This window comes from Lysobacter firmicutimachus, assembly GCF_037027445.1.
Classification (GTDB): Bacteria; Pseudomonadota; Gammaproteobacteria; order Xanthomonadales; family Xanthomonadaceae; genus Lysobacter; species Lysobacter firmicutimachus.
In genome coordinates this window covers 4,250,001-4,261,943 of record NZ_JBANDL010000002.1, presented here as the reverse complement: position 1 = coordinate 4,261,943, position 11,943 = coordinate 4,250,001, and the positions used below count along the sequence as shown (strand labels likewise).

The window sequence follows — 11,943 nt, the reverse complement described above, 5'->3', positions numbered from 1 at the left end:
TTGCGAATCCCGAATCCCGAATCCCCAATCCCCAATCCCCAATCCCCAATCCCCAATCCCCGCTACAAGTACACTTGCCGCCATGCCCACAGACCCCACCCTGCCCAGCGAAGTCGCGGCGCTCAAGGCCGACAGCTTCGGCCGCATCGCTCTGATGCGTGGGCCGCAGGGGCTGTTCGTGCGGCGCGATCTCGGTCGCGTGCCGTGGTGGCTGCGGCTGCCGGCGTGGTGGCTGGCGCGGCGCGAGGCGCGCGCGCTGCGGCGCGTCGACGGCCTGGAAGCGACACCGCAGTTGTTGGCCTGGGACGGCCGCTGCCTGGATCGCAGCTACCTCGACGGCGCGGCGATGTACCAGCGCCCGCCGCACGGCGACCTGGCCTATTTTCGTCAGGCCCGGCGGCTGCTGCAGCGGCTGCACCGGCGCGGCCTGGCGCACAACGACCTGGCCAAGGAAGCCAACTGGCTGGTGCTCGCCGACGGCCGTCCGGCGATCATCGATTTCCAGCTCGCCACCCGCGGCGATCCGCGCGCGCGCTGGATGCGTTTGCTCGCGCGCGAGGATTTGCGCCATCTGCTCAAACACAAGCGCACTTATTGCGCACAAGCGCTCACTCCGGTAGAGCGCCGCCTGCTCCAGCGCCGCTCCTGGCTGCGCGAGGCCTGGTTCGCCACCGGCAAACCGGTCTACCGCTTCGTCACCCGCCGAATCCTGCATTGGGAAGACAACGAGGGGCAGGGGCCGAAGCCCTGAGAGCCGGGGCTGGGGATTCGGGATTGGGGATTCGCTCGAGCGCAGGCGAGGTGGCGGAGCCCTCGCCGGCTTGCGGGTGAGGGCTGAATCGTTGCCGTCGATCGACGAGTCTGGATCGATGGAGCGATCGTGCCCGCGACGGGTGCGATGCAGACTCCTCGTCTCGTCCAGACGCTGGCGTAGGGATTAGGATGTGAAAGAGCCCGCTTTGCCGAATCCCGATTCTCGAATCCCGAATCCCGGCTTGCGAATCCCGAATCCCGAATCTCCAATCCCGGCCCCCCAATGACCCTCCAAGGCAAAACTCTCTTCATCACCGGCGCCTCGCGCGGCATCGGCCGCGAGATCGCGCTGCGCGCGGCGCGCGACGGCGCCAACGTGGCCATCGCGGCCAAGTCGGCGGTCGCCAATCCCAAGCTGCCCGGCACCATCCACAGCGTCGCCGCCGAAGTCGAGGCGGCCGGCGGGCGCGCGCTGGCGCTCAAATGCGATATCCGCGAGGAAGACGAGGTCCAGGCCGCGGTCGCGGCGACCGCAGACGCGTTCGGCGGCATCGACATCCTGGTCAACAACGCCAGCGCGATCTGGCTGCGCGGCACCCTGGACACGCCGATGAAGCGTTTCGACCTGATGCAGCAGGTCAACGCGCGCGGCAGTTTCCTGTGCGCCCAGGCCTGCCTGCCGTATCTGCGCCAGGCCGCGAACCCGCACATCCTGACCCTGGCGCCGCCGCCGAGCCTGGACGTCAAGTGGTGGGCGCCGCATACCGGCTACACCCTGGCCAAGATGGGCATGAGCTTCGTGACCCTGGGCCTGGCCGGCGAATTCGGCCCGAGCGGCATCGCGGTCAACGCGCTCTGGCCGAAGACCATCATCGCCACCGATGCCTTGAACCTCATCCCCGGCGTTCCGGTGGACCGTTGCCGCAAGCCGGAGATCGTCGCCGATGCGGTGCGCGAGGTGCTGATCCGGCCGGCGCAGGGGTTCTACGGCCGTTTCCTGATCGACGAAGAAGTGCTGAGCGAGGCCGGCGTCGCCGACTTCGGCCGCTACGCGGTCGATCCGGACAAGCCGTTGTTGCCGGACCTGTTCCTCGGCTGAGGCGCCAGCGCAGGAAAAAGCCCCGCGAACGCGGGGCTTCTTCTTGCGGCACGCGACCGGACGATGCGCTGCTCGGCTCGGCTCAGGGAGCGGATTCGGGCAGCGCCGCCAGGTTCACGCGCGGCTTGAACCACGAGGCGCTGCGGGCGAACACGCTGCCCGGCGCCGCCGCGCTGCTGAAAAAGCCGGTATTGCGCAGATAGAAGGCCGGCGCGACGGCGCCGCCGGTGATGTCCAGGCGCTGGCGGTTCTGCGCCGTCGCATCCACGGTGAAGCGCGCCGACTTCACTTCCGTCCACAGACCGTCGGCGGACACCGCCCACTGATTGCCGTACAGGGCCAGGCGGTCGAGGTAGCCGTAGTCCGGATTGAACGACTCGATGAAGGAGTACACCCCCTTCTGGTAGGTGGAGACGCCTTCGTACTTCCAGCTGGCGATGAATTTCCACCGGCAATCGCCGCGGCCGAGCACGCAGGGCGTGCCGAACCAGGCCGAGAACAGGGTGTTGCCCTGGCCGTCCGGACGTGCGCGGGTGATGAAGCGATAGGTGTGGCCGGGCTTCCAGTCGTAACGCAGGAAACTCTGCCCGCCGGTGCCTTCGCCGCCGAAGTCCTGCGCGATCACGTCGGGGCCTTTCTTCAGCAAGGTGGTCTTGCCGGCGGGCGAGTCCCACACCGAGAACAGCACGCGGCGTTCGCTGGCCGAATTCACCTGGATCCCGAAATAGCCCTGCGAGAAGCCGTTGGCCATGAAGTAGGAGCCGATCGGGTCGTGGCCCTTCGGCACCGTGACCTCGTTGTAGAAGTATTCGGTGTTCTCCGGCACGGCGAAGCCCAGATGGCCCGACGGACCGCGCCGCGACCAGTAGAAGTTGGCCGGATCGTCGGCGAACACCAGGCCGGCGGACGCGGCGCTGCCGCTTACTTCCAGCCCGGAGATATCGCCGTAGTAGCCGCCGTCGGTGCTGACGCCGCGCAGGTCGACCTTGACGTAGCCGGGGCGGGCGATGGCGAAACTGCCGACATGGAAGGACGACGTCGCGGTGCCCGACAACGCCGCGAGCCGGCGTTGGCCGCCGATCGAGACTTCGACCGTGCTGCGGGTCGCGCCGTGCAGCGCCCCTACCAGCGAGAGCTCGACCTTGCCGACGCGATGGGTGAAGAAATAGACGCTGGCCACCGCCTTGTCCGAGCTCCAGTTGTGCAACCCGGTGTCGTCGACGAGTTCCTCGCCCGCGGGCGCGGGTCGGGTGATGAAGGCGTTTCCGCCCAGCGGTACGAGGGTCTTGGTTTGCGCGAACGATGGGGCGGACAACAGGCTCAGGGACAGCAACAGCCAGACGGCGGCTTTTCGCATGGTCGTTCTCCGTGGGCGGACAGTGGATGACGCGGGGCGGCGGAGCGCGGCGGCGATTACGTCACTGCTTTTCCGAACGCGTCAATGGACGCAACGCCGTGTAAATCCGCCAGTACGCAGCGACGGGGCGTTGCGCCGAAAACCGGCGTCCGTGAAAGTCGTCGGTGGCTTGCGCAATGGGAGAAACGGACGAAATTGCGCCGATGCGCGCCTCGTCCGTGGCGGAGGCAGATCGGGTTTTGCGCCGGCGTCCGGACCTGCGCGCAGGCCCGTCGGCTCGCGGGGTCGCGAGAAACGTGACGCAGATTCGCAACGATGCGCGCGGGGGCGTTGCCGGTCATGGCGACGCCATGCCGCCGCAGGGCCGGCGCAGAGGCCGACCGCCGCCGCCCCCGATTCAGCGCTGCGGTTGTTGCAAGGCCTGCGCGAACGCGTACAGCAAGTCGACGTAGAACTTCTCCGTTTCCACCAGTCCCGCCACCTTCGAGCCCGGCGCGGGGTCGATCACCGTGTATTCGTTCGGGGCGTGCGCGCCGGCGCCGTGGCCCAATCCGCCGGCGAGCATCGGCAGCCCCAATGTCTGGGTGAACACGTAATACGGTGCGCTGCCGCCGATGCGCGGCGCCACCGGCGGGGTCTGCCCGTACTTGCGGTAGACGCTCAACACGGCGCGGCTCAGCGGCGCCTCGATCGACGTCTGCGCCGGCGGATAGCCCGACAGCCGGCGTACCTCGATGTCGTTGAAGCCGTTCGCGTCCAGGTGCTTGCGGATCAGCGCCAGCGCCTGCTCGGGCGTCTGGTCCGGTACCAGTCGCGAATCGACCTTGGCCAGCGCGCGGTGCGGCAGGATGGTCTTGACCCCTTCGCCGGTGTAGCCGGCGACCAGGCCGTCGATGTTGAGCGTGGTATCGAACACTTCGGCCGCCGCGGCATCGCGCAGGCGGCGGCCGTTCTTCCAGCGCGCCGCGCCGACGGCGGCCAGCTGCTTGGCCTCGTCGGCCTTGCGTCCGAGCACCAGGCCATTGAATAAGCGTTGCTCTTCCGCGCTGGGTTTGCGGATCGCATCGCGATAGCCGGGCACGGCGATCTCGCCGTCGGGCGTGGTCAGCGTCGCCAGCGCCTGCACCAGCCGCCAGCTCGGCGAATCGAGCTTGGCCGCGAGCGATCCGTGCACCTCGCTGCGCTGCGGGCCGCCGCTGACCGGGTTGCCCTTGGCCTCCAGCTCCATGTACAGAATGCCTTTCACGCCGAGGAACATCGACGCCTGGCCGTCGCGGTCCTGGGTGCTCATCGGGAAGAACACGCCGTCGGCGCGGCGCAGCCGCTGCTCGTAGCGGGCGACGATCTGCGGGTAGTGCGGCGAGCCGAGTTCCTCCTCGCCTTCGGCCAGTACGATCAGGTTCAGCGGCGGCTTGCCGCGCGCGCGCACGATCGCGTCCAAGGCGTTGAGGAAAGCGCGCTGCGGGCCTTTCTGGTTGGTCGCGCCGCGCGCCATCAGCACCCGGCCGAGGCCGGGTTCGTCGACCAGTTCGCCGGCGAAGGCGTCGACTTTCCAGCCGCTCGGTTCGACCGGCTGCACGTCGTACATCATGTAGACGATCAGGGTGTGTTCGGCGCCGGCGTCGTAATAGCCGTACACGCCGGGATGGCCCGCGGTCGGCACCACAGCGGTATCGCGGAAGCCCAGCGCCTGCAGATCGCTGCGCAGCAGTTCGGCCATCTCGCCGATGCCGCGGTTCTGCGCGCTGACCGAGGGCTGGCGCAGCCAGCGCTGCAAATGCGCAAGATCCTGTTCGCGGCGTTGTTCGAGCCGGGCGTAGACGTCCGGATAGGCGCCGGCGAACGGCGCCACCGAGGCCGAATCGAATGCCTGATCGGTGTCCATGGACAGCGGCGCCGGCGGTGCGGCGAAGGCGGGACCGAGCACCAGGGCCAAGGCGGCGGGCAGCAAGCGGAGCGACGGGGCGGCGGGGCGACGGCGGATGCGCATCGGAACTCCCTCGATGACGGCAGCGCGGGCCGGCGGGCGGTTGCGGCCGGCGGACGCGGCAGCGGCGATTCTGCCGCAGCCGGGCCGGCGCCGCTGCGCGGCCCGGCACGATGCGCGACAATGGCCGCTTCCTCCCCGCACCGCGAACCGCCGCCGTCCATGGACACCGCCTCGCTCTACGCCCTCTCCGAGCGCTACTACCTGCCTGTCTACCGCCCGCGTCGGATCGTTCTCGATCGTGGCCAGGGTTCGCGCATCTGGGACCTGGACGGTCGCGAATACGTGGATTTCGGCGCCGGCATCGCGGTCAACGCGCTCGGCCACGCCCATCCGGCGCTGATTCAGGCCCTGACCGAACAGGCCGGCAAGCTCTGGCACACCAGCAATGTCTTCGTCAGCCAGCCGCCGCTGCAGCTGGCCGAGCAACTGGTGTCGGCTTCCGGTTTCGCCGAGCGCGTGTTCCTGTGCAACTCCGGCGCCGAAGCCAACGAAGCGGCGATCAAGCTCGCGCGCAAGTGGGCGACCGGACAGGGCCGCGAACCCGAGCGGCGGGTGATCCTGAGCTTCCGCGGCAGTTTCCACGGCCGCACCCTGGCCGCGGTCACCGCCACCGCGCAGCCCAAGTACCACGAAGGTTTCGAACCGCTGCCGCCGGGCTTCCGCTACAGCGATTTCAACGACCTGGCCGCGGCCGAAGCGGCCATGGCCGACGGTGCGGTGTGCGCGGTGCTGGTCGAGCCGGTGCAAGGCGAGGGCGGCGTGACCGCCGCCGACGAGGCGTTCCTGCAGGGCCTGCGTGCGCTGTGCGACCGCCATCGAGCGTTGCTGATCCTGGACGAGATCCAGTGCGGCATGGGCCGCACCGGCCAGTTGTTCGCCTGCCATGCCTACGGCGTGACCCCGGACGTGGTCACACTGGCCAAGGCCCTGGGCAGCGGCTTCCCGATCGGCGCCATGCTGGTCGGCGCCCAGGCGGCGCAGGCGATGCAGTTCGGCGCCCACGGCACCACCTTCGGCGGCAACCCGCTCGCCGCCGCCGTCGCTGGCGCGGCGCTGCGCGAGTTGCGTTCGCCGGCGCTGATGGCCAACGTCGAGCGTCAGGCCGCGGCGATCCGCGCCGGTCTGCTCGCCCTCGACGCCGAGCTGGCGTTGTTCGCCGAGGTCCGCGGCCGCGGCCTGATGATCGGCGCGCAGCTGCGCGAGGCGCATGCCGGAAAGGCGGGGGAGATCCTCGACCTGTGCGTCGGGCAAGGCCTGTTGCTGCTGCAGGCCGGCCCGGACGTGCTGCGCTTCGTGCCGGCCCTCAATATCGGCGACGCCGATGTCGCCGAAGGCCTGTCGCGCCTGCGCGCGGCGCTGCTGAAGTTCCTCGGCCGCTGAGGCCCCTGGACGCAGCGACGAAGCGCTGCGTCTTCTGCGGCCTGCTCGCCGGCCGTGCGCCGGCGAGCTTTGCCCATCGCGGACGAACACGTCGCCGCTTTCGTCGGTCCGCGCCGGACGGACGAAGGCCAGGCGCCGATCGCGCCGCGCCGGCACGTCGAATCGCCGTTCGACCTCGACCCCGTCGCTGGTCGGAGGATGGCGCTGACGGTGGCGCGTGCGCTCGCCGCCGTCCCGGCCCAGCCTGCGGCTATGCGACGGCCGCGCCGGCGAACAGCAAGTCCCGTACATGTCTCTGCAGCCGGGCCGGATCGGCGTCCGCTCATTGCGTATCTAGCTCGGCCGCGTTCCGATGCCGAGTCCGCGCGACTGCCGCGTCGAATGAGGGGACGCGCGTTTCGCCGCTCGGCGCTGACCGGCAGCCCGGTCTGACGCGGAAGCTCTGGAAAATACGGGTCTTTACCCGTGCGGTCGATTCAAACGATAATAATTCTCGTTTGCTACAACCCTTCGGAGCCGCCCCCTCATGTCCCGCCGCCGTCCGCGCCTGGCGCCCCTGGCCTTGGCCATCGCTGTCCCCCTGAGCCTGTCGGCGTTCGCCGCGAGCGCCGACTCTGCGCCGGCCGAAGCCGATCGCGACCGGGCCACCACGCTCGACCATGTCGTGGTGCAAGGGGCGGGCGATGGCTACAAGGCCGGCAGCGCCGTCACCGCGACCAAGACCGACACGCCGATCGACGAAACCCCGCAAGCGATCACCGTGGTCACCCGCGAGCGCATGACCGACCAAGGCGCGCTCAACGTCCAGGACGCGCTCAACTACGCGGCCGGCGTGCGCTCCGACGCCTACGGCCTGGATTCGCGCGGCGACTGGACCTTGATCCGCGGCAGCTCGCCGCAGGAATACCTCGACGGTCTGCGCAGCTCGTTCAACTACTACACCAGCTCGGCGCGCACCGATCCCTACCTGCTCGAGCGCATCGAAGTGCTGCGCGGCCCTTCGTCGATGCTGTTCGGGCAAGGCAGCACCGCCGGCGTCATCAACCTGGTCAGCAAGCGCCCGCAGGCTCAGGCGCAGCGCGAGATCGGCGTGCAAGTCGGCAGCTTCGATCGCCGTCAGCTCAATGCCGACTTCACCGGGCCGCTCACCGAGGACGGCACTTGGCTGTACCGCATCGTCGGCGTCTACCGCGACAGCGAAACCCAGGTCGATCACGTCGACGACGACCGTCGCCTGATCGCGCCCTCGTTGACCTGGAGGCCCAGCGAAGACACCTCGTTGACCCTGCAGCTGCGCTGGCAGCAGGACCGCACCGGCTCGACCTCGCAGTTCTTCGGTTGGAGCGGATTGCTGGCGTCGAACCCGAACGGGCGCGTGCCGTCGCACCGTTTTATCGGCAATCCGGGCGACCACTACGACACCGACCGCACCACCGCAGGCTGGCTATTCGAACACCGCCTCAACGAAAACTGGACCCTGCGCCAGGCCTTCCGCGCCGCCCGCAACAAGGTCGATTACGCCAGCGCCTACGGCGATCCGTTCAGCGGTCCGTCGAATCCCTTCGTGGATGCGCAGCAGCGGGTCATCCGGCGCGAAGGCTGGTTCGCCGATACCCGGGTGCGGATGCAGAACATCGACCAGCATGTCGAAGGCCGATTCGACACCGGCGCGGTCGCGCACCAGATGCTGGCGGGCGTGGACGCGGTGCGCTTCAAGCAGGACGAGCGGCAGCTGTTCGAGAGCGCGCAAGACCGCGGCGGCACCATGCCGGCGATCGACATCTACGCCCCGGTGTACTTGCCGCACACGCCGCCGGCGTTCGGCCCGGCGGTCAAGACCCGCCAGCGCCAGGTCGGCCTGTACCTGCAGGATCAGATGCGCATCGGCGAGCATTGGATCGTCGTCGCCGGGCTGCGCCACGATCGCGCCAAGAGCGGGTTGGCCGGCGCCGGAGACGAGAAGTCCAGCGCCACCACCAAGCGCCTAGGCGTGATGTTCCACGACTGGGCCGGCTGGTCGCCCTACCTGAGCTACAGCGAGTCGTTCACCCCGGTGGCCGGCACCCATGCGCTGACCGGCGCGCGCTACAAGCCGCAACGGGGCGAGCAGATCGAAGCCGGACTCAAGTTCGAGCCCGCCGGCCGCGATCTGAGCTTCACGGCCGCGACCTACGAGCTGCGCGAAGAGAATCGTCTGGTCCCCGATCCGGCCAACCCCAACGTCAACGTGCAGGCGGGCAAGACCACGGTCGGCGGTTTCGAGCTGGAGCTGACCGGCCGGTTGACCTCTCGCTTCGACCTCACCGCGCACTACAACTATCTCGACAACGACAAGCAGCTTGAGGCCACTCCGCGCCATCAGGCCGCAGTCTGGGGCAAGCAGCGTTTCAGCATCGGCGGCCGCGACGGCTTCGCCGCCGGCCTGGGCCTGCGCTACATGAGCGCGTTCGACAGCCCGCCCGCGCCGACCACGCCGTCGGTGACCCTGGCCGATGCGATGGTGTCGCTCGACGCCGGCGCATGGCGCTGGGCGCTCAACGTCAACAACCTGACCGACAAGCGCTACTTCAGCATCTGCATGGGCCGCGGCGATTGCTGGTTCGGCGCCCGCCGCAACATCGGCTTGAGCGCGACCTACCGGTTCTGAGCCGGCGACGGGCGATCGCGGCATGAGCCGACAAAAAAAGGGGCCGACGCGGTCGGCCCCTTTTCGTTTCGCCAACGCGCGGCGGGGTTTACAGGGTCGCGAAGGCGGCCCGCGCCGCTTCCAGGGTGTGGGCGATTTCCGCATCGCCGTGCGCGCTCGACACGAAGCCGGCTTCGAACGCCGACGGCGCCAGATACACGCCGCGCTCGAGCATGGCGTGGAAGAAGCGGTTGAAACGCGCGCTGTCGGAGGCCTTGGCGTCGTCGAAGCTCTCGATCGCGCCGTCGCGGAAATACAGCCCGAACATGCCCGGCGCGCGGGTGGTGACGAAGGCGATGCCGGCCTCGCGCGCGGCCGCTTCCAGACCGTCGCACAGGGCATGGGTGCGGCGTTCGAGTTCGGCATGGAAGCCCGGGGCCTGGATTAGCTCGAGCGTCGCCAGGCCCGCGGCCATCGCCACCGGATTGCCGCTCAGCGTACCGGCCTGGTAGATCGGGCCGGCCGGCGCCACCTGCCGCATCAGCTCGCGGCGGCCGCCGTAGGCGCCGACCGGCATGCCGCCGCCGATGATCTTGCCGAAGGTGCTCAGGTCCGGGGCGATGCCGTAGCGCTGCTGAGCGCCGCCCAGGGCGACGCGGAAGCCGGTCATCACCTCGTCGAAGATCAGCACGGTACCGTGCTTCGTGCACAGCTCGCGCAGGTGCTGCAGATAGCCTTCGCGAGGCAGGATGCAGTTGGCGTTGCCGACGATGGGTTCGATGATCAGTCCGGCGATTTCGCCGCCGGCTTCGTCGAACAGCTTCGTTGCGGCGTCGAAATCGTTGTAGGGCAGGGTCAGGGTGAGGTCGGCCAGGGCCGAGGGCACGCCCGGCGAATTCGGCAGGCCCAGGGTCATGACCCCGCTGCCGGCCTTGACCAGGAAGCTGTCGCCGTGACCGTGGTAGCAGCCCTCGAACTTGACGATGCGGCTGCGGCCGGTGGCGCCGCGGGCGACCCGGATCGCCGACAACGTCGCCTCGGTGCCGGAGTTCACCATCCGCACCATTTCGCAGCTCGGCACGATCCGGGTGATGACTTCGGCCATGGTCACTTCCAGCGCGTTCGGCACGCCGAAACTGAGGCCGTCGCGCATGGTGCGTTCGACCGCGGCCAGCACCTGCGGATGCGCATGACCGGCGATCATCGGCCCCCACGAGCCGACGTAGTCGACGTAACGGTTGCCGTCGACGTCGTACAGATAGGCGCCGTCGGCGCGCTGGGCGAAGAATGGTTCGCCGCCGACCGACTTGAACGCGCGCACCGGCGAATTGACGCCGCCGGGAATCAGCGCCTGGGCGCGGGTGAACAGATCGTGGGAACGAGCGTTAGTCATGGCGGGAGTCTTCTTCGAAACAGGAAAGGTAGGCGCGTACCGCGGCGGCCGGGTCGGGGGCGTCGAACACGCCGCTGATGACCGCGAGCAGGTCGGCGCCCGCATCGACCAGCGGCCGGGCATTGTCCGGGGCGATGCCGCCGATCGCCACCCGCGGCAGCCCCAGCGCCGCCGCCTGCGCGAGCAACGCGGGCGAAGCGCGGCGCGCATGCGGCTTGGTCGGCGAAACGAAAAACGCGCCGAACGCGACATAGCTGGCGCCCTGCGCGGCGGCGGCGCGAGCCAGGGCGATGTCGTCGTAGCAAGAGGCGCCGAGGATGGCCCGGCTGCCGAGCGCGACGCGCGCGGCGGGCAGTTCGCCGTCGTCCTCGCCCAGGTGCGCGCCATCGGCGCCGAGCTCGGCGGCCAGGCGCCAGTCGTCGTTGACGATCAGCGGCACGCCGTGGGCGCGGCACAGCGGCTGCAGCGCCTGCACCTGAGCGCGTTGCAGCGCGGCGTCGGCGGCTTTGTTGCGGTATTGCAGCCAGTGCGCGCCGGCGCCCAGCACGGCTTCGACCCGGCGCAGCAGACGCGGGGTGTCGGCTTCGTCGGGCGTGATCGCATACAGGCCGCGGCGCGGCCAGCGGGAGGTCATGGGCGGCTTCCGTAGGGGAGGGCGGAATGGGACAATGCGCGTCCCGCAATCCACGCATTATCCGCCCATGTCCGAGTCCGCCGCGACCACCGCCTACCGCACCTGGATGTGTGTCGTCTGCGGCTTCATCTACGACGAAGCCAAGGGCTTGCCGGAAGAGGGCTTGGCCCCGGGCACGCGCTGGGAAGACGTGCCGGATACCTGGACCTGCCCCGATTGCGGGGTGACCAAGGACGACTTCGAGATGATGCAGGTCTGAGTGGCTAAGTCCCTCCCGCATCGCCGAACGGCCCGCGCGACTGCGCGGGCCTTTTCGTTCATATGGTTTCCGGGCCTAGCGGGGAATCTGCGGACCCATTCGCTGCCATCCTGTTAGTAGCGCCCCTGTCGCGCTTGGCGGGAGGTGAGGGCAGCAAGCAGTAGCCCGACGGCGGGCGGCAAAAAAGCGGTCCCTTCTACCTACGGGGTGACTCGGTGGTTCGAAAAAACTTCGCTGAAGTGGCGCGCGACCTCTTCCCAAGCCCTGTTCATGTCTGCATAATGTGCGGCTCCCCGGGACGAGCTGGATTGCTTCGGGGGCGCGCGGAAGGCGGCGGTTTCGATACGTGTTGACGGATCGGAAACAGGCTGTAAGATGCGCGGCCCGCTGGCAGGAAGATCGCCGGTGGGAAGCGCGGAAAGCAGCGGTTTCGACGAGTGTTGACGAATCGA

General features: G+C 69.1%; 8 protein-coding genes and 1 pseudogene. 5 read left to right on the top strand and 4 right to left on the bottom strand.

Translation table 11 applies throughout. From position 1 onward, the window contains the following. Window positions 1–82: 82 nt before the first annotated feature. Both V2J18_RS18425 and V2J18_RS18420 read left to right on the top strand, forming a co-directional pair. On the top strand, window positions 83–751 hold the full coding sequence (locus V2J18_RS18425; protein ID WP_336132544.1) for a protein kinase family protein: 669 nt from the start codon (window positions 83–85) through the stop codon (window positions 749–751). Between the two features lie 285 nt (window positions 752–1,036). Continuing rightward, window positions 1,037–1,852 (top strand): SDR family oxidoreductase, encoded by an 816-nt coding sequence (locus V2J18_RS18420; RefSeq protein WP_064748471.1) that lies wholly within the window; start codon window positions 1,037–1,039, stop codon window positions 1,850–1,852. Window positions 1,853–1,934: 82 nt separating this feature from the next. On the opposite strand, the gene V2J18_RS18415 is transcribed toward V2J18_RS18420, so the two are convergent. Together V2J18_RS18415 and V2J18_RS18410 are read right to left on the bottom strand one after the other, a co-directional pair. Continuing rightward, entirely contained in the window at window positions 1,935–3,209 is a 1,275-nt protein-coding gene (locus tag V2J18_RS18415; RefSeq protein ID WP_336132543.1) for a DUF3472 domain-containing protein, read from the bottom strand. 397 nt (window positions 3,210–3,606) lie between these two features. Next, window positions 3,607–5,199, bottom strand: a complete 1,593-nt coding sequence (locus V2J18_RS18410) for a M20/M25/M40 family metallo-hydrolase (RefSeq protein ID WP_064748473.1) — start codon at window positions 5,197–5,199, stop codon at window positions 3,607–3,609. Window positions 5,200–5,358: 159 nt separating this feature from the next. On the opposite strand from V2J18_RS18410, the gene V2J18_RS18405 reads away from it, so the two are divergent. Both V2J18_RS18405 and V2J18_RS18400 read left to right on the top strand, forming a co-directional pair. Further along, window positions 5,359–6,579, top strand: a complete 1,221-nt coding sequence (locus tag V2J18_RS18405) for an acetylornithine/succinyldiaminopimelate transaminase (protein WP_064748474.1) — start codon at window positions 5,359–5,361, stop codon at window positions 6,577–6,579. 526 nt (window positions 6,580–7,105) lie between these two features. Continuing rightward, complete coding sequence (locus V2J18_RS18400; protein ID WP_336132542.1) at window positions 7,106–9,226, top strand: TonB-dependent siderophore receptor; 2,121 nt, start codon at window positions 7,106–7,108, stop codon at window positions 9,224–9,226. A gap of 88 nt (window positions 9,227–9,314) precedes the next feature. Here the strand turns inward: V2J18_RS18400 and hemL are convergent, their stop codons facing one another. Both hemL and thiE read right to left on the bottom strand, forming a co-directional pair. Then, entirely contained in the window at window positions 9,315–10,598 is a 1,284-nt protein-coding gene (gene hemL / locus V2J18_RS18395) for a glutamate-1-semialdehyde 2,1-aminomutase (protein WP_336132541.1), read from the bottom strand. Then, window positions 10,591–11,232 (bottom strand): thiamine phosphate synthase, encoded by a 642-nt coding sequence (gene thiE, locus V2J18_RS18390; protein WP_064748479.1) that lies wholly within the window; start codon window positions 11,230–11,232, stop codon window positions 10,591–10,593. The genes hemL and thiE overlap by 8 nt, the downstream gene beginning before the upstream one ends. A gap of 48 nt (window positions 11,233–11,280) precedes the next feature. Between thiE and V2J18_RS18385 the strand changes: the two are divergent. Then, window positions 11,281–11,491 (top strand): annotated as a pseudogene (locus V2J18_RS18385) (rubredoxin). Window positions 11,492–11,943: the final 452 nt, after the last annotated feature.

Bases quoted from the DNA above. Each gene is read 5' to 3' on its own strand.
- V2J18_RS18425 (WP_336132544.1), top strand. From the start codon at position 83: ATGCCCACAGACCCCACCCTGCCCAGCGAAGTCGCGGCGCTCAAGGCC.
- V2J18_RS18420 (WP_064748471.1), top strand. From the start codon at position 1,037: ATGACCCTCCAAGGCAAAACTCTCTTCATCACCGGCGCCTCGCGCGGC.
- V2J18_RS18415 (WP_336132543.1), bottom strand. From the start codon at position 3,209: ATGCGAAAAGCCGCCGTCTGGCTGTTGCTGTCCCTGAGCCTGTTGTCC.
- V2J18_RS18410 (WP_064748473.1), bottom strand. From the start codon at position 5,199: ATGCGCATCCGCCGTCGCCCCGCCGCCCCGTCGCTCCGCTTGCTGCCC.
- V2J18_RS18405 (WP_064748474.1), top strand. From the start codon at position 5,359: ATGGACACCGCCTCGCTCTACGCCCTCTCCGAGCGCTACTACCTGCCT.
- V2J18_RS18400 (WP_336132542.1), top strand. From the start codon at position 7,106: ATGTCCCGCCGCCGTCCGCGCCTGGCGCCCCTGGCCTTGGCCATCGCT.
- hemL (WP_336132541.1), bottom strand. From the start codon at position 10,598: ATGACTAACGCTCGTTCCCACGATCTGTTCACCCGCGCCCAGGCGCTG.
- thiE (WP_064748479.1), bottom strand. From the start codon at position 11,232: ATGACCTCCCGCTGGCCGCGCCGCGGCCTGTATGCGATCACGCCCGAC.